The organism is Micromonospora sp. NPDC047756, assembly GCF_055587245.1.
In genome coordinates, this window is sequence record NZ_JBVJGQ010000010.1 from 257,144 (window position 1) to 273,679 (window position 16,536).

General features: G+C 65.0%; 17 protein-coding genes and 1 other RNA gene. 7 read left to right on the forward strand and 11 right to left on the reverse strand.

What is annotated here, in order from left to right; genetic code table 11:
* Positions 1–19 precede the first annotated feature (19 nt).
* Positions 20–1,243: an MFS transporter gene (locus ACZ6NZ_RS30595; protein WP_396794082.1), complete on the forward strand. Its 1,224-nt coding sequence runs from the start codon at positions 20–22 to the stop codon at positions 1,241–1,243.
* Between the two features lie 146 nt (positions 1,244–1,389).
* Here ACZ6NZ_RS30595 and ACZ6NZ_RS30600 read toward each other — a convergent pair whose 3' ends face one another.
* A complete protein-coding gene (locus tag ACZ6NZ_RS30600) occupies positions 1,390–2,151 on the reverse strand; it encodes a sulfite exporter TauE/SafE family protein (RefSeq protein WP_357222179.1) in 762 nt (253 codons plus the stop codon).
* Positions 2,152–2,243: 92 nt separating this feature from the next.
* On the opposite strand from ACZ6NZ_RS30600, the gene ACZ6NZ_RS30605 reads away from it, so the two are divergent.
* The 3 genes from ACZ6NZ_RS30605 (at position 2,244) to rnpB (ending at position 3,510) form a co-directional block, all read left to right on the forward strand.
* Positions 2,244–2,528, forward strand: a complete 285-nt coding sequence (locus ACZ6NZ_RS30605; protein ID WP_465861302.1) for a hypothetical protein — start codon at positions 2,244–2,246, stop codon at positions 2,526–2,528.
* 117 nt (positions 2,529–2,645) lie between these two features.
* Positions 2,646–2,915, forward strand: a complete 270-nt coding sequence (locus tag ACZ6NZ_RS30610) for a PIN domain-containing protein (protein WP_465861303.1) — start codon at positions 2,646–2,648, stop codon at positions 2,913–2,915.
* Positions 2,916–3,095: 180 nt separating this feature from the next.
* Positions 3,096–3,510: RNase P RNA component class A (gene rnpB, locus ACZ6NZ_RS30615), an RNA gene on the forward strand.
* A gap of 634 nt (positions 3,511–4,144) precedes the next feature.
* On the opposite strand, the gene ACZ6NZ_RS30620 is transcribed toward rnpB, so the two are convergent.
* From ACZ6NZ_RS30620 to ACZ6NZ_RS30635, 4 genes are all read right to left on the reverse strand, one after another.
* The gene (locus ACZ6NZ_RS30620; protein WP_465861304.1) at positions 4,145–5,659 is read right to left on the reverse strand and encodes a hypothetical protein; all 1,515 of its coding nucleotides are present in this window, start codon (positions 5,657–5,659) and stop codon (positions 4,145–4,147) included.
* 553 nt (positions 5,660–6,212) lie between these two features.
* Positions 6,213–6,635, reverse strand: coding sequence for a GntR family transcriptional regulator (locus ACZ6NZ_RS30625; protein ID WP_465861305.1), 423 nt, complete (start codon positions 6,633–6,635; stop codon positions 6,213–6,215).
* Positions 6,636–6,979: 344 nt separating this feature from the next.
* Positions 6,980–7,513, reverse strand: a complete 534-nt coding sequence (locus tag ACZ6NZ_RS30630) for a hypothetical protein (RefSeq protein ID WP_465861306.1) — start codon at positions 7,511–7,513, stop codon at positions 6,980–6,982.
* Positions 7,510–7,896 carry a hypothetical protein gene (locus ACZ6NZ_RS30635; RefSeq protein WP_357996431.1) on the reverse strand — a complete coding sequence of 129 codons (387 nt, stop codon included), beginning with the start codon at positions 7,894–7,896 and terminating at the stop codon, positions 7,510–7,512. Before ACZ6NZ_RS30635 ends, ACZ6NZ_RS30630 begins: the two co-directional genes overlap by 4 nt.
* 738 nt (positions 7,897–8,634) lie before the next feature.
* On the opposite strand from ACZ6NZ_RS30635, the gene ACZ6NZ_RS30640 reads away from it, so the two are divergent.
* On the forward strand, positions 8,635–9,861 hold the full coding sequence (locus ACZ6NZ_RS30640) for a hypothetical protein (protein WP_465861307.1): 1,227 nt from the start codon (positions 8,635–8,637) through the stop codon (positions 9,859–9,861).
* 140 nt (positions 9,862–10,001) lie between these two features.
* Here the strand turns inward: ACZ6NZ_RS30640 and ACZ6NZ_RS30645 are convergent, their stop codons facing one another.
* The 4 genes from ACZ6NZ_RS30645 to ACZ6NZ_RS30660 form a co-directional block, all read right to left on the reverse strand.
* On the reverse strand, positions 10,002–10,442 hold the full coding sequence (locus ACZ6NZ_RS30645; protein WP_465861308.1) for a hypothetical protein: 441 nt from the start codon (positions 10,440–10,442) through the stop codon (positions 10,002–10,004).
* A 388-nt stretch (positions 10,443–10,830) separates the two neighbouring features.
* Positions 10,831–11,373 (reverse strand): GntR family transcriptional regulator, encoded by a 543-nt coding sequence (locus ACZ6NZ_RS30650; RefSeq protein ID WP_465861309.1) that lies wholly within the window; start codon positions 11,371–11,373, stop codon positions 10,831–10,833.
* A gap of 5 nt (positions 11,374–11,378) precedes the next feature.
* Positions 11,379–11,570 (reverse strand): DUF397 domain-containing protein, encoded by a 192-nt coding sequence (locus ACZ6NZ_RS30655; RefSeq protein WP_465861310.1) that lies wholly within the window; start codon positions 11,568–11,570, stop codon positions 11,379–11,381.
* A complete protein-coding gene (locus ACZ6NZ_RS30660; protein ID WP_465861311.1) occupies positions 11,557–12,363 on the reverse strand; it encodes a helix-turn-helix domain-containing protein in 807 nt (268 codons plus the stop codon). Before ACZ6NZ_RS30660 ends, ACZ6NZ_RS30655 begins: the two co-directional genes overlap by 14 nt.
* 241 nt (positions 12,364–12,604) lie before the next feature.
* On the opposite strand from ACZ6NZ_RS30660, the gene ACZ6NZ_RS30665 reads away from it, so the two are divergent.
* Both ACZ6NZ_RS30665 and ACZ6NZ_RS30670 read left to right on the forward strand, forming a co-directional pair.
* Entirely contained in the window at positions 12,605–12,877 is a 273-nt protein-coding gene (locus ACZ6NZ_RS30665) for a hypothetical protein (protein WP_465861312.1), read from the forward strand.
* Positions 12,874–13,125: a hypothetical protein gene (locus ACZ6NZ_RS30670; RefSeq protein WP_465861313.1), complete on the forward strand. Its 252-nt coding sequence runs from the start codon at positions 12,874–12,876 to the stop codon at positions 13,123–13,125. The genes ACZ6NZ_RS30665 and ACZ6NZ_RS30670 overlap by 4 nt, the downstream gene beginning before the upstream one ends.
* Before the next feature lie 62 nt (positions 13,126–13,187).
* On the opposite strand, the gene ACZ6NZ_RS30675 is transcribed toward ACZ6NZ_RS30670, so the two are convergent.
* Positions 13,188–15,983, reverse strand: a complete 2,796-nt coding sequence (locus ACZ6NZ_RS30675) for a TIM-barrel domain-containing protein (protein WP_465861314.1) — start codon at positions 15,981–15,983, stop codon at positions 13,188–13,190.
* A 171-nt stretch (positions 15,984–16,154) separates the two neighbouring features.
* Entirely contained in the window at positions 16,155–16,526 is a 372-nt protein-coding gene (locus tag ACZ6NZ_RS30680) for a hypothetical protein (RefSeq protein ID WP_465861315.1), read from the reverse strand.
* Positions 16,527–16,536 lie beyond the last annotated feature (10 nt).

Sequence of the window (16,536 nt, forward strand, 5' to 3'; positions counted from 1 at the left end):
AGCTATCTGAGGAGTTGGAGTGGATCGGCGTTCCGAACCGAACCGCAGTGCCATCTACGCCACCACGCTGGTGGCCTTCCTCGCCATCGCCGGCATCGCCGTCGTCGACCCGATCCTGCCCGCCATCGGCGAGGCGATCGGCGTCACCGCCTGGCAGGTCGAGCTGCTGTTCACCGCGTACATCGCGGTCATGGCTCTTGGCATGATCCCGGCGACGCTGGCCAGCGGCCGGTTCGGCTTCAAGCCGGTGCTCATCACCGGCGTCTCCGTGGTCGGCCTCGCCGCGATCCTCGCCTCGTTCAGCGACAACATCGTCCAGCTCTCCGTGCTGCGCGGCGTCTGGGGGCTGGGCAACGCGATGTTCTTCGCCACCGCCATGGTGGTGCTCGTCAACCTGGCCGTCGACCGGGAATGGGTGGTGGGCCTCTTCGAGACCGCCCTCGGCCTCGGCTTCGCCGTCGGACCACTGATCGGCGGCCTGCTCGGCGAGGTGAGCTGGCGGCTGCCGTTCTTCGTCTGCGGCGTCTTCATGGTCCTCGCCCTCGGCGTGGCCTCCCGCAAACTCCGCGAGCCCACCAACCGGCAGGCCCCGGTACGCGTCGGCCAGATCTTCGCCACCTACCGCCGCCCGGCGTTCATCGCCCTGTGCGTGGTCACCGCCGCGTACAACTTCGTGTTCTTCGTGGTGCTCGGCTACACGCCGCTCTTCCTCGGCCTGGACGTCATCCCGCTGGGGCTCGCCTTCACCGGCTGGGGTCTCGGCCTGGCCGCCGGCATCATGGTGATCGGTCACCGGCTGGCCCACCGCATCGGCGCGGTACAGACCGTCGGCGTGGCCATCGCCGGGCTGCTGGTCTGCATGGTCCTCTTCGCCACCTCCACCAGCACCGCCGAGGCGCTCGTGGTGCTGGTGCTCGCCGGACTCTGCATGGGCCTGGCCAACGCCAACCTCACCGACCTGGCGCTCGGCCTCGGCTCCAGCGACCGGCGCGTCGCCACCGGCGCGTTCAACCTGGTCCGCTGGGGGGCCGCCGCGCCGGCCCCGATCATCTCGGGCAAGCTCGCCGAGCAGTCGCTGGCGCTGCCGTTCTGGGTCGGCTTCGGGGTGCTCGCCGTCGGCGTGCTCGTCTACCTGGCCTTCGCGCACGTGATGGCTGCCGGCTACGGCGAGCGGGTGCTCTGGTCCCGCTGGAACCGCGCCGCCGCCGACACCGAACACGAGCCCGTCGGCGAGACCTACTGACCGGCTCGCCCCGCCCCCTCGTGCCCCCTGCCGCTTCCGCGGGCGAGCCGGCCACGATCCGCTCAGGTTCAGGAAAATTGCTGCCTCCGGCGCTCGCTGAAGCAGCAACATCCCCGAAGTTGCGCGGATCCTGGCGGTGACGCCGCTCAGTGCAGGGCGCGCCAGAGCAGGTAGAGGCCGATCGTCGTACCGAACACCACGATCACCGTCTTGAGCACCACCGGCGGCAGCCGGCGGACGAGCCGGGCGCCCGCGTACCCCCCAATGAGGGTGGCGGGCGCGACCACCGCGACCGCCGCCCAGTTCAAGGGGCCGAACAGGGCGAACACCACGAGCGTCGTCAACCCCACCACCGCGGAGAGCAGATTCTTGATGGCGCTCACCCGGGCCAGGGTCGCGTCCAGCACCAGGGCCAGCCCGGCCACCAGCATCACCCCGAGCGCCGCACCGAAGTACCCGCCGTACACCGCGCCGAGCGCGACCATCGTCTGCACCGCGACCGTCCGTCGGCGTGGCGACAGGTCCCGGGGGTGACCGACCAGCCGGCGCAGCGGGTCCTGGAAGGCCAGGACCGCTGTCGCGCCGAGAACCAGGAAGGGTACGACCAGCTCGAACGCGCGGGCCGGAGTGGCCAACAGCAGCAACGCCCCGACGATCGTGCCCACGATGGTGGTAGGAACGAGCGTGGCCAGCGCACGGGGGCGCGGCAGATCCTGCCGGCTGCCCGCCACACTGGCCAGATAGCCGGGGAAGACCGCGACGGAGTTGCTGACGTTCGCCGGCACCGGGGGTAACCCGATCGCGATCATCGCCGGAAAGGTGATCAACGATCCGCCACCGGCCACCGCGTTGACAGTGCCAGCGGCGAGACCGGCGGCGAGCAGCAGCGCGGCGTGGGAGAGATCCATAGCCCCACGAGGCTAGTACGCGCGCCGAACCCATCGTGAGCTGGCCGGCGAGGCGGAACAGGGCAGCGGTATACCGGTCGCATACTCCGGGCGTGGATACCACGATCAAAGTCGACACCGAGGTACGCGACCGCTTGGCGCTCCTGGCGAACGAACGCGGAACGACGATGCGGGACCTCGTCGCCCAGCTCACCCAGGCGGCACTCACCGCCGACGAAATGCGCGACCGCGCGGCGCGCGCAGAGCAGTACGTCCGGCTGAAGATCGCTTCCGACCTCAGCGCCGACGACCTCACCCGGGGCGAGGACGTCTGGGCGGCCGTCGAGGCTGGCAACGTCCCGGAATCTCTAGCCGACGGTGGCCAGCCGGCGGCGTGAACGAGGCCGCGGTCATCCCCGACCACACGGCGCTGCTCGCGCTCGGTGCCGGCAACCCGGCGCTCTCCGGGCTCGTGGTCACCGCACACAGGGGTGCGGGGCGACACGTCCAGGTGGGTGCCGGCACTCTGCCTTGCCGCGGCCACCTCCGCCCGCCCGGCCCTGGGAGAGCACATCGGTGCCCTACCAGCACTGGAGGTCGTCGAGCTGGGCTACGCGACCGCCCTGCTGGTGGGGCGTCTGTTACGTCAAGGTGTGGACTGGCAGCTAGCCCATGCCGCCGCGCTGGGACGCCCCGACGCCGAGTGGCCCACCGGGCGTCCGGTCCTCACCGAGATGCCGAAGGCGTACGCCGGAACCGGTGTCGTAACGATCAGCGTGAACTGACCGCTCGCTGCCCAATGGCCGTCTCCACGGCGCGCTGCCCTGCGGGCCGGGTCTGTCGAAGGCCCGACTGCGGGGCAGGTCTGCGCGGGCACCCGCCTGCGGGGCAGGTCTGCTCTGGCACCCGCGTGCGGGGCGGCAATAGGCGCGCGAGCGGCGTCGTTAGGATGAGAGCGCGACGGACGAGTCGACCGGGCGGCCGCGTCGGCGGGCTTCGGCCCGCCGCCGAGGAACGTCCGGACTCCACAGGGCAGGGTGGTTGTTAACGGCAACCCGGGGCGACCCGCGGGACAGTGCCACAGAAAACAGACCGCCGACCCCAACGGGGACGGTAAGGGTGAAACGGTGGGGTAAGAGCCCACCAGCACCCCGGGTGACCGGGGTGGCTCGGTAAACCCCACCCGGAGCAAGGCCAAGCAAGGGCCGTCACCGCAAGATGACGCCCGGCGCAGACGCTTGAGGGCTGCCCGCCCGATGTCTGCGGGTAGGCCGCTGGAGCCTGCCGGCAACGGCAGGCCGAGATGGATGGCCGCCGCCGGCGCAAACCCTTCGGGGTACGCGCCGCGCACAGAATCCGGCGTACAGGTCGACTCGTCCGTCGCCCACCAGGCCAGAGACCTGATCAGGGCTCTGAGCTGGTTCTATGTTCGGGCGTCGATGGTCGTTCATGGTCATCATTGGGCGGCGTTTGACGCCCTGAGGACGCCCCGACGCCCTGATGACGCCCTGAGGCCTGGGTCAGTAGTCCTTCAGATCGGCATGGCGCATCGCCTCGTTCTGACGGCCGTTCGGTGGCTTGGCGGGGCTTCCGTGCGCTGCTGCCGGCTGTGGTGAATGCCGGGCACGTCCTGGCGGTGGTGTTCCTGGCGAGGCTCGGAGACGCGGTGGCAAGCCAGTCCCGGGGTTGGACTGGCGCGGCAGCCGGAAGCCTCGTCCATGCGATCAGGCTGACCCGTCGGCTTCCGTCACGGCCTCGTTGGAACCCGTCCCCTCCGGTCCGTGGGGCGGTGTCCCGGCGGCTGTCGGTGGCTCACCGCCCCGGTGCCGAAGGCGACCGGGGCGGCTTGCCGCCGGCCGGGCTTGCCGCCCCGCACCGCGCGGAGCGCGGTGCCTTGATCCAGAAAAGAGGATTTCGGCAGCAATGACGGATGGCAAGACGAACGCCTGAAGCCGAAGCGTTGTGATTGAACTCCTCAGCTCTGCCGAACCAAGTGTCTCCTGCAAAGTGGGACCTATGTGCCGTCGTCACTTACCGACGGATCTGTTCTAGGCTGTGCATGCCGACGTCGGAGTATCTGCCTTACGTTGTATATGTCTTCCGGGTCCACATCTATGTCAACTGCTGTGCCTTCAGGGAATGGAAGGTTGAAATTCAGCCTGCCTTTTATTTCGCCGATATGATCGAATCGAAAGCTTTTCCAGACATTCTGAATTGCCTGAACCATAACCTCACCACCCAGTACTCGGTAGTTGATAAAATCAACATCGAGCGTTGCTGATGCTCCTGCATTAGGGCGTATGCGGATGTCTCCCCCGTCGATCTCTCCCGGGCCAATCCGAAACCGGGTTGGCCCCGCTGTGGTGACGTCTAGGTTGACATATACGTGCCCCTTCATTTCGCCAGGCGTCGACAACTCGAAGTTGTTAGTCACTGCATCCGCAAAGACTAGTCGCCCTTCCATCAGCTTGTAAGCATGCATGGGTATCTCGACATTGGTGAGAGTAGACTCCGTGAAGTCCACTTCGCCAGCGATGATCGAGTCACTTCCTTGGAACATGTAAGAGATCAGGTCGTCGGCGTCGAACTTGAAATTTGAGCTTTGAATTTCGGACTCTCTCACATTGAATGACGATCTGCTTGAAATGTATACGGCAACTGGATAGAAGTTCGAGTCGGTAATTTTAGTTTCGTCCAAGAATAGCTTCGAGCGCCCTTCAAGCTTCATGCCACCCATGAGTACTCTCATGTTCTGGAATGACGATCCGGTGAAGTCGATTTCACCGTCCTCTAAGCTCACCCCTCTGAGTCGCAGCTCGCCACCCTGAAATGTGCAATCCCTAAAAAGAATTCTTGCCTTATGCAGTATTGCGCCGTCCAAATCTATGGACTGGTACGATCCGCCAGAAAAGTCCAACTCCTCTCGATGCCACGAATTAGATGCGGCGGGATCCATTAGCCGATCATGGACAGATTTCCAGGCAGTGCGCTGAACTTCCCGTTCGCCTGCATCGTCGGGTGGCGGTAGGCGAAGGTAGGAGGCTACCGCTGAGGCACATGATTGCCGTCCCTGAGGCCAGTCGTCAGCCAGGCTCGTTAGCGAGTGCAGACCGGCAAGCCGCGCCGATGGCCTCTCGTGCGCGAGCAGTTCAGCGGCCTTTACGAATCTTTCTGAATAAACTTGTTGTTCAGCTCGAATGCTTTCCCGCTCAGCAAGAAGCTGCTTGCGGAATGCATATACGGCTCCGAGCGACGCGCCGATTAGTGCGGTCATGCTGATGGCTGCAGTTAGCAGGCGGGAGACCGCCTGTGGATCCGGAGCTTTGAAGCCAGAGAGAACAGCAACTACGATCCAAAGCAAGAAGATGAGAGCAAGTACCAGGAAAATTGCGGCCCCGGCTGCAGCTGGTAGGATGCGCGATAGGGTGCTGTGCGAATCGGGACGGGAAACTTCGACGATTTCACGTGCGATTCCATGGGCCCATCCTCGTGCCCGCGCCCCATACGCCCTCTTGTGCACGTCGGTCATCACACCGCCTTGAATAGCAGTAGATCGGATTACGTAACTGTCTGGTGTATCTTTAGGGTGGCTAGCTTGCCATAGACCGTGAACGCCTGCCGTCGTTCCCAGCGGTCGTGACCCCGTTTGTCAGTCGCCGCGCATCGGCGTTGAGCCTCGGCCGCCACGTAAAGCAGTCACGCGGCGTTCGCTGATCGAACGAAGCCATCGCCGGCTGGGCAGGCGTGGAGGGTCGGCGGAGTCATCGCGAGTAGATCGAGCAGTAGTCGAAGGTCGGGGTGGTCTAGCGGGTTGCTGTTCATTACGCCAACCTAGTGAGGGTTCCCCACAAACCAGGTCGAGCCTGTCGTAAATCCGACAGCGTCGCGCAAGACCTGCGCGTCCGAACGCTCTCTGTCTATTCCGCAACGAATGTCGCCTGCGATGCCCGCTATCTGCGTCAGGCGCAGCATTGTTCGTGGTCAGAACGGGAGTGCTAGTGAAGCTGCCTGCGATTCTGCAGCTTGCCCAAAAAGCGCCCGGCCCGGCGCAAGTCGCCCTAAGCAGCATTCAACGGCCTAATTTACTGCCCTGGCGAGGGCAGTCGATAGCTTCTAACGACTGATTCGACAACTCCGTTGTGTCGGTTGACGCGCTGAAGTCCGATCAGGGCTGGACCTATCTCAACACCAAAGAGTGCTGCGAGCTCTTGGTCTGCAGCGATTTGGCGTTCCTCGGTTTCCGATTCGGCAAGCCGTTCCAAGCCTCGCACATCGGCAGCCGGCCTCGCGGAAGTGCCGCGTCCGTGCTCGGTGGTGACTAAGCCCTCCTCGCGTAGCACGGCGATGGCTTGGCGAAGCGTGCCGCGACTCGCCCGGAACTCAGCGGTAAGGGCGCTCTCCGTCGGCAGAAGCGCGCCCGGCGGGATGCTGCCACTCTCGATGCGTTCTTTGAGCTGGTCTGCGATTACGCGGTAACGGGGCTGGCCGTAGTGCGGGGTGGGCACCCGGTCACCGTACCTGGCACTTGTCTTATCAAGCGTCAAGCGGGGAGCACGTTTCGATGGGTTGGGGCAACGCCCTAGTTCTCGTCGTCATATCAGCGCCTCAGCCCACAGTTTAGGAATTCTCGGCGCGGTGCGCCGAGGAGCCTCGCTGCCTGCCAACATCGCTGGCCAGGCACGCCACCTGTCGTCAGACCGTGACCGTAGTTGCCCGTCGGTGCCCGCGAGATCGGGCAGGTAACGGGCACGGCCGCAGCTCGTCCGTCTTGCTCCGCTCTGTTGCGGGTGACCCGTCCGGTCTGCGTCGTCGGCGTGACTGTCGGCCGTGGCCAGTTGCCAGAGCGGGACTAGCCCTCAGTTCTCGAGGCAGTGCGCAGTTTTTTCAGTAGCTGATCGGCCTTCTCGTTTGCGTATCGTAAATCAAGTAGGTCTAGCTGCTTCAGATCACCATGAACAATGGCGTTTCTGGCACGCGTGGCAAGGTCAAAGCCGATCTGGTCTTGGCTATCCCAGACCTTGCCCGCGACCATCACAGCCCTAACCTCGCGCAGGGAAAGAGGCCGACGGGGGACATTCTCGTCCACCGGCTGCTCATATTCCAATGCTTCAACCTCAAGTGCGGCGAATGTGCGAATCAACCTGAATGCAAGCCTTTCCCGCAACTGCTCAGACTTCTCTTGGGTGCTCAAAGCCCGTTGAGCAAAGAAAGTCGAGATGGCAGCCACGACGACGCCGACGGCTGCGGTCGCAGCACTAACCCAACTACCAACTTTATCCCATTGCTCAAGATCAGAGCCAGTAGCGTAATTGGCCAGGACGCCAAGCCCGGTAATCGTGACGACAAGACCCGCACCCAACGCCAAGCCCACAGTTCTTTTCACTGCGCCCTCCTGATAGCGAGGTGCAGGATGCAAGCAATGGCCAGAACGGTCAGCACGCTGAATGCAATTACTTGTTCAAGGCTATGGAGGTAGCTGCCCATAACGCCAGTTGCACCAGCAAAGATCGGACTGCCAGCTAGTGCATAGGGGTCTAGAGGGCTTCGCCTTCGAACCTGCAACGCCACCTTCTTATCCAGCGCTTCCCTTGCTCGGATTACTGCAGACTCCGTAACTTCTTTGCCGCTGACGCCAGGGGCTCTTTCCGAAGCTTCTTGATTCGCACTTTCGATTGCCAACTTGTCGGCGTAACCCTGGACCGCTCTGGCAAACGCCAATTGCGCCGGCTCATACGCGCCATCCAAGTTTGCGCGGGTCATCACCACTATTCCGACACGTTCAGGGATACCACTAGGAGGAATAGCGATTGTCTCTCCACTGAGCTGGAGATCCCTCTCGATTCTACCGTCCGGCATTGCACTCCCATACTGTCGTGCAGTGGTTGCCTGAAGCCTAGATCCCGCATCCTATGCGCATCAGGCACCTTGGGACAGCGCAGGTTCGCGGCCGACGAGTCGGGATAGGAGGATGCCCGCGACAGTGTCGGACCCGGCAAGGTCCAGGGTCCGACCGACGTCGAAACGGTCGAGTAAGAGACGCTTGCCGAACTGCGCCGGCCAAACGTACCTTTTCGCCCTATGCCGGGCATGGGAGGCGTACGTCACAAAGCGCCGAGACCTAGGCAAAGGATGACCGCCTGTTACGTCAATCGAATCGCCCTTGGCCTGGGGTCGGCAGCTTGGGAGGCTCAGTAGAGCAGCTACCCCAGCGCGAGCGCCAGGACATGCAGGAGGGCTTGAACCCCTAACCCGCGAGACGCAAGAGGATCAACCAAAGCCGGCCAATCCCCGACGACCTGGCTCGCGACCCTCGCTACCTCTCGACGTTTCGCATGGGTTTCCGCTGTTAGTTGGGTCTAATCTGTGCCCGATGATCTTTCGGCGGGTCCTGCGCCAGCGCCGGATGATGCTCCTGCGGAGAGGCGCGGGGAACCGCTCCCAAAGCTTGCTTGTATTACCCTGGTGGACCGGGTAACGCTGCGAGATCGAAACTAGAAGCCTCAGGTGGTCGAATTGGACAAGTTGACGCCACGGCAGGCAAGGCGCGATCGCAAGAAGGGACGGGCTGCTGCCGGGCCTGGCGTCAGCCTGGCCGTAGTTACGGCACCCGACGGGCTCTCATTGAAGCGAGACCTCTCTCTTGTTCGCGCATCAATTCTTTATGCCGACGAAGTAGAGCTGATTAGCCTCAGCGCCTCAATGCTTGATGTCCTAATGCGCCTGGGATTGCCCGACAGGAAGAACCTTTGGGGGTTCCTGTCTTCATTAACTGATGAAAACTTCCAAGCCTTCACACGTGGCTCATTTCCTGCGGAATGGAAGAAGCTGCTTCCATACCTTACGGGGCAGAAGTTTGATCCGCGCGTCGCGGAGTTGGATCGACTTGTAGCCGAACTGAGTGAGAGTGTAAAAGTAGAGGTCGACAAACTTGTCCAGGAATCTGAAGTCGAAGAACTCGCACCGGCATTAAAGTCAGGCATTGTGAAGCTCGTCCCGGCGGCCCCCGACAGTGCTATCGCCAACTTTCTCACGCGTCAGAACACAAGAGGGCGTGACGAGGGTGAGATGGTGGAGTTCCTGGTGAAATGGACGGAGCTCGTCAGATGGCTGTTAGAGGACTCGAAAAAGCGCCTTCTCTTCGATGATGTAGCAGGAGAGATTGCAACCCGACTAGTAGATCAAGGAGAAATGCAAGCCGGACCTCTCACGCTTAAGCACGCGGGGGAGGCAGCAGTCGGAAGCGGGCTAATAGCAAGGCTGCCCGCATTTCCGCAGGCGCCCCTGGATGAGCTGCTCGATCTGAGATCGGACCTCAACGTGCCGCTGGCCAGATATCGGGCCGCCGTCTCAAGCTTGGCTACCAAGCTTACCGTAAGAGGCTTCGACCCCGACATATCCGCCGAGATTGATGATTTGTGGATTACTGATGTCAGCCCGGCATTGGCCGACATTGAGGAGGGCCTAGCGGAACACGGACTGGTCCGCGAGATCGGCAGATCGGTAGGCCAAGACGTTAAAACCTTGGTTCCGCAAGGTGCTGCTCTCTACATCGGATTCGAGAGTCTGATTACCCTCAACAACTGGGTCTCTGCAACTGCCGCCCTTGCCGCCCCTGCGGCGCAAGCAATCATCTCGGGCACCCGTAACACCCTTGCTGGAAAGCGAGAGGTTCGCCGCAAGGAGATGTACTACCTCTACGAAATTGGCAATAGGCTCAGCAACAGGCCCTAACTATATGGGTTCCGTGCTATGAATACCCGGACGACACCTGGCGGCAATCCCGCCACCTCGTCTAGTGCCGACCCGCCACTATCTGCCGGGCTGGGTCAGCGGCAGGGCTGAGCGAGCTCCTAATTGGCCCCAGAGTCCTTTCATGAATTCACCGTCACCTCATCCTTTATTTCGTTACCCTTCGCATCTCTCTTACGCTTCGGCAGAGTCTGCGCCAACCCAACCGCGCCAAGAGCTAGCAAGAACGCAGCGAGCGCCCAGAGCAGGATCTTCAATATCAGGATGGCCGACCAACCGTAATAAAAGGCGGCGACGCTACCGACCAAGATGATTGCTGCAATAGTGAGACCGCTTGGGTCGCGACGCAACTCTGTCTCACGCTCGATTGACTTTAGAACTGCACGATCAATGTATTCAGCCAGTTGGCTGCGAGCTTTGCTATCCTCGGGGAGCCGGTCGAGTATGTCCAAATCATGCATGACACTCTGGCGCGGCGTTGTTCCTTGCCGTTGAATCTGTAGGTAGGCAGCACCCACCGTGAGCACGGCCACCAGAATCTGTCCGAACGCGTCCCACTTCACGACGGGCAGGGTACATAGCCTCCGCAACTCTCCGCGCAAGCCACGCCATCCCGTCTGCCGTCGACCCGCCCCTCTGGGGAGCGGGCCGCCGCCCTGCCCGCCACGTCAAGACGGCCTTGACGCACGGACAGACGCTGGCGGTTCGGGCGGCGGTCTGCTCGGCTCGCCCGGGTCGCCGGCAGGCGGGATGGCCCCGCAACCACCCGCGGACCGCAACCCGCCGACGGGGTTGCAACCATCTCGGAGCCCGAGCGCCCCCGCCAGAGGCGCAGTAACCGCAACCCCGCCACCCGCCGCCAGCTCGCCGACGCGGCCGGCGTGCGCTTCCCTACGCCGCGCGGGCTCGTGGCCGCGCTCCCGGTCGGCTGCCGGCCCAACCCTCACTCGGTCAACGGTCTGTCGTGCTGCGGCGGCACCTTGGGCTTCCCGCTTCCGCGCCAGCCGCCGGGCGTAGGCGTGTCGGCCGCGTGCGGCAGCTAAGCGGCCGGCGCGCGCCAGGCGGCGGCGCGTGCGGCCCGTTGCGGGCCGCCTTGAGGATGTATCGAAGGTGTGAAATGCTCCAGCTCTCTGCCGGAAGCAGCCGATAGGTTCTGACGACTGTTCGGACTGCTCCGTTTGTTCGAGTAAGACTCTGCTGTTCCATCAGAGTCGTCCCTACCTTGACAGCGAAAAGGGCCGCTAACTCCGGGTCAATGGCGACTCGGCGCTGTTGAGTTTCTGTCTTGGAGCCCTCATCCAGCCCGTGCTCGTGCTGGCGGGGGGTTGCGTAGGTGCCGCAGCCGTGTTCGGTAGCCACCAAGCCTGCCTCGCGTAACGCGCCTATAGCCTGACGAACCGTGCCGCGTGCCGCCTGAAATTCGGTGGTGAGCGCGCTCTCGGTCGGCAAGAGGGCTCTGGGCGGGATGACGCCGCTCTCGATGCGCTCTCTCAACTCGGTTACGGCTGCTGGGTGAGCTGCGCGACGAACGCGGCCCAGGCCGTTGGAGTGAAGGTCAAGGCCCGTCCGGTGACGTCCTTGGAATCCCGTACGGCCACGACACCGGGCAGGTTGCTTGCCACCTCTACGCAGTTCCCACCGCTTGCGCCGCTGCGGGTGGACTTGCGCCACCGGGCGTTACTGAGGTCCATGATGGCTCTCAACTTCCTTCAGCAGGTCGATGGACTGCCGGCGCGGTAGAGCCTCGTTCCGGACGCTCTCCCACCTTGCCTGAAGCGTAGCTACCTCATCGTCCTTGTCGATGACGTCCCCGCCAAGCTGGTTTTCGAGGTGCCCAACCCACACGCCCTCGCTGGATCGAGCCAGCGCGAACGGTCCGGACAGTCCGATGTGCAGGCCGCTGCCGATCGGGATGACGTGGACGTGAACGTGCGGAAGCTCGGCCATTGCGACCAGGTGCGCCACCTGCTGGGCCATGATCCCGCCCAGCCCATCGCCCGTACGTCGGATAGCGGCTTCGTCCAGTACGGCGACGAACTGTGGCCGCCGCTCGCCGGTGAAGATCGCCTGCCGGTTCATGCGCGCCTGCACCCGCTGTTCAACCTCGTCGTCGCTGAGGCTTTCGACTGTTCGCAGGACGGTGCGGGCGTAGTGCTCCACCTGGAGTAGTCCGGGGATGAGGTTGGGCTCGAAGTAGCGGAGCTGTGTCGCTTCGCGCTCAGCATCCAGCCAGGGCAGGAACCACGACGGCGCGCCGAACTTCGTCGCCAGGCGCTCGAAGAGCCCGCCGTTGTTCAGCGCCCGGTCGGCACCCTTGATGAAATCGATTGTCAGCGCTCTCGTGCCGCTCTCCACGGCGCTGACGTGTGAAGCGCTGAAGCCCGCAGCGCGGCCAAACGACTCTTGCGTCATGCCGGAAGCCCCTCGGGCCCGGCGGATCTCGCCAACGATGAACGCTGATAACGGACCTGGTACGTCAGCCATTCAACCCCCCTCAACTCGAAGATCGACTACCCGAGGTGCCACACGCCGGGGCCCTGTTGGGCCAGGTCACCCCGGACGCCGCAAGCACCTTCCGAGCGTAGTGGTCTCCACAGCAGAGTGTCACCAGGCGGCGCGGCTGGCAGGCCCACGAGATCCGGTGGTCGCGTTCGCAGCGGGGCCGCTCCCGACGGGCGAGCACTCACGGGAGCGGCCCCTTCCCAACGGCACCAAGGGGAAGACCGTGCCCGACGACAAGCCCGAGAAGATGAAAGCCGGCGACGTCATCCACCTGACCACGGCGGCGAGCGTGCAGTTCCTGCGCCCGATCTTCGTACGCGTCATTCGCGAGTTGCCCGAGCGGCACACGTACCACGGTTGGGTCTGGATTGAGGGTTACCAGCTGAACGCGGCGGGCGATGCGGTCGCGCACCGCGAGTTGTACGTGATGCGGGCGGGCGTGCGGATGCAGGCCCCGCCGGCCAGACGCCCGCGACGTGCGGTGCGGGTCGGATGATCCCGCACCTGCCGATGCGTCCGGCGTGGCTGTGCCGCAACTGCGCCGCGCCCTGGCCGTGTGGCCCGGCCCGACTCGCCCTCGTGACCGAGTTCTACGGTCATTCGGTCGCGCTGGCGTTCTACCTGGCGGCGTCGATGCAGGAGGCGATCGACGACGTGTACGGCCTGGGGCTGCGCCCGAACCCGGCCGCGATGCACGCCAGGTTTCTCGGCTGGCTGTCGCTGGCCCGCCGGCCACACCGCTAGCCAGGAAAAGAACCGGCCGGGTGGGTTGCCCCCACCCGGCCGGCGTTCGGATCCCTGAAACGTCAGTGCTTCTTGAACACCGGCATGGTGTCCAGCGTGGTGGTGATGTTCTGCGTGGTGCCGCCCCGGTACGTCTTCCCGGTGAAGATGTCCGTCCAGTTGTCGCCCGGCGGGAACCACACCGACGTGGTGGCGGTGGTGCCGGGCGTCGTCACTGGTGCCACCAGGTAGTCCGGGCCGTAGAGGTACTGGGACCCGGCGGTGGCGTACGCGGCCTGTTCGTTCGGGTACGCGAGGTACATCGAGCGGACGATGGGCGTACCCGTGCGGGTGGCCTCCTTCGCGGCGGCGTAGGTGTACGGCTGGAGTTCCTTGCGCAGGTTGAGGAACTTCTTGGCCGACGTGTTGGCCTCCGGGCCGTACTGCCAGGGCAGCCGGTCGCTGTGGTTGGAGTGCAGCCGGTCGATGGGCTGGAACGTGCCGAACTGGACCCACCGGGCGTAGAGGTCGTCGGGGAGCTTGGTGCTGCCCGGTTCGGTGCCCGGTTCCTGGAGGCCGCCGGTGTGCCCGCCGATGTCGTGGCTGACCGCGGCGAGCCCGGTCGCGGCCGACTCGCCCGGCGTGTAGCCGACCTCCATCTGGAGGGTCGACCAGTCGGAGGTGGTGTCGCCGGTGAAGTGCAGGGTGGTGCGCTTGTCGGCCCACGGGCCGGTCGACACCGGGGTCGGGCTGCTGTAGCCGCCGGCCTGCAACGAGCCGTACGCCCGGGAGAAGGCGAAGCCGGTCTTGTCGGCGTACTGCTGGTTGATCCACGCGTCACCGGTCACGCCGGCCAGCGACGACGTGGTGTTGTCGCAGCACCAGTCCAGCCACCACAGGTCCGGGCCCTTGCTGCCCTTCGGGATCATCCCGTCGTGCAGCTGCAGGTATGCCTTGAGCTGGTCCGGGTCGCCGAAGTCGAACGTGTAGCAGTCGGGGCCGCCGTTGCAGCCGACGCGCTGGAGCTTGCCCTTCGCGGTGGCCTGCGCCTGGGCGAACTTCGGGTCCGAGCCGAGGATGCTCGGGTGGATGTTGATGCCGGTGTGCAGGCCCTGCTTCTTGGCCCAGTCGAAGAACGCCTTCGGGTCGGGGATCCGGGTGGGGTCGATGCTCCAGCCGTTCCACTTGTCCGGCGCCTTGACGTCGGTGTCCAAAACAAGAACATCCAGGGGTACGTCTTCGGCCTTCGCGCGGGCCACCAGCTCCTGGAATTCGGTGGCGGTGCGGTCGTAGTACTCGGAGTACCACACCCCGTACGCCCACTTGGGCAGCAGCTTCGTGGGGCCGGTCAGGGTCGACAGGTCCTTCAGGCCACGGGTGAAGTCCTGCCCGTACGCGAAGACGTAGCCGTCCTGCTCGGGTGCCGGCCGGGGCTTGGTGGTGCTCAGGGCCGAGGCCGAGTCGTCGAGCAGGTACCAACCGTCCTGGTAGAGCAGGCCCGGGGCGGTGAGCGCGGAACCGGTCACGCCGTCCAGGCCCCGGCGGTAGCCGCCGAGCGGCGCGTGCGGGGCGAGCAGCGGGGAGCCCTTGCTGGTGACGGCGACCGTGTCGACGTTGACGTTGCAGCTGGCGTCCGTGGGGCAGCCCAGGGTCACGGTGTTGGTGCCCCGGTCGAGGTGGACCGGCACGGAGACGGTGTTCCAGTAGTCCCACCCGCTGGTCGGCGGAAGGGTCGCCGTGACCGGCGTCGCCGTTCCCGCGGTGACCGACATGGTGCGTGTCTGGCTCGGCTGGGCACCGGCCTGACCGTTGGCGTAGCGGATCTGCATCTGGTAGTCACCGGCGGACGGAACATCCGTGACGGTGAACGCGACGGCGGAGGTGGTGCTCTCCAGGCCGGCCAGGAATCCCGTACCGGATGCGCCGTTGTGGTCGTTCGCGGGCCTCGCGCCGCCGGTCAGCGCGCCGGTCTCGGCCTCTCCCAACGTGCCGAACCGCAGGGGCTGCGGCTGTGGCGGGGTCGGCACCGGGAACGGATCACCCGGGTCGACCACCGCGAGGCTGTCGACGTTCACGTTGCCGGAGTCGTCGGGACCCCGCACAATGCTGATCTCGTGCCGGCCGGCGGTGAGGTCGACCGGCACGGTGGCCAGACCCCAGGTGTCCCAGTTGGTGGTGGGCGGCAGCGTCAGCGGGTGGCCGGCGTCGCCGTCGACCCGAACAGTCAGGGTGCGGTCCACGTTCTGGCCGTCGCCGCCGGTGCTGTTGGCGTAGCGGACGGTGAGCTGCTTCGTGCCGGCCGCCGGGGCGTCGAGCGCGAAGGTCACCGAGTCGCCGGCCGCGGCGAAACCGGCCGCGAAACCACGCCCGGTGAACCCCTGGTGGTCGGTGGCCACGCCGGGGCCGTTGAGCTGGAGCGACTCGGCCTCGCAGAGCGCGCCGAACGCGCAGGCCGGGGCGGTGTGGCCGGCCCACGGCTGGCCCTGCACGGTCTGCTTGCCGGCCTTGAGCTGCACGGTGAGGTTGTCGGCGGTGAACGCGCCCGAGCCGACCCGGTACCGCACCGTCATCGCGCCGGTGTCGATGGTGAGCCAGCCGTGGTCGACGCGCTTCGTGAAACGCGTCCGGGGGAAGTCGTCGCGCCCGACCGCGTTGAAGGTGGCGGCGTCGGTGAACCTGCCGTCCTTCTGGTACTCGGTGCGGATCAGCGTCGGTGACAGCACCTCGAAGCGTGCGTCACCCGAGCGTACGGCGTCGTCCTGCGCCCGGTGGTGGCTCGCCTGGGCCGGCGCGGACGGGGCGAGCGCCAGCCCCGTGATGAGGATTCCGGCCGCGGCGGCTGCTGTCGCGCGGCGACGGTGTGAGTTCCGATAGAGCAAGATGCGCTCCTCGTCTCATATGGAGGAAATGAGTCGATGACAACGCTGTCAGTCGCTCGAAACGCATGTCAACGGGGCTCGGCGGGTGAACCTTCTCTCTTTCGTCACCAGCCGTACTCATCCGGCAGGCGACCGCTGCGCACGGTGACGAAGACCCGCGCGACCACCAGGTCAGGCGTACGGAGTCCAGGGCTCGGGCTGTTCGGCGTCCCAGCCCAGCTTCTCGAGTGCCCGTAGCACCGCGCCGACGCGGGGGGTCCAGAAGAGCAGGACCTGGTCGCGCTCCTCCACCTCGAAGGCAACGGCGGTCGCCGGCAGCGGGAACCGCCGGTGAAACGGATGGTGCGCCACTGCGGCGACGGAGAAGTGCTCCAGGGTCTCCGACCCGGTACGCGACGTGAAGGTCACCGTGCTGTCGTCGGCGTGCAGCCGCACCGTCGGCCAGACCATTCGTCGGACCGCCCTGAGCGTGTCGCCCCGGGTGAAGTCGAGGCGCTCAACGTAGGTGAGACCGCCGCGCGCATCGAAGCTTCCCGAGATCACCGCTGGATGG

Coding starts and splice junctions, on each gene's coding strand:
- ACZ6NZ_RS30670 (WP_465861313.1), top strand. CDS start 12,874: ATGATCCCGCACCTGCCGATGCGTCCGGCGTGGCTGTGCCGCAACTGC.
- ACZ6NZ_RS30660 (WP_465861311.1), bottom strand. CDS start 12,363: ATGGCTGACGTACCAGGTCCGTTATCAGCGTTCATCGTTGGCGAGATC.
- ACZ6NZ_RS30600 (WP_357222179.1), bottom strand. CDS start 2,151: ATGGATCTCTCCCACGCCGCGCTGCTGCTCGCCGCCGGTCTCGCCGCT.
- ACZ6NZ_RS30620 (WP_465861304.1), bottom strand. CDS start 5,659: ATGACCGACGTGCACAAGAGGGCGTATGGGGCGCGGGCACGAGGATGG.
- ACZ6NZ_RS30655 (WP_465861310.1), bottom strand. CDS start 11,570: ATGGACCTCAGTAACGCCCGGTGGCGCAAGTCCACCCGCAGCGGCGCA.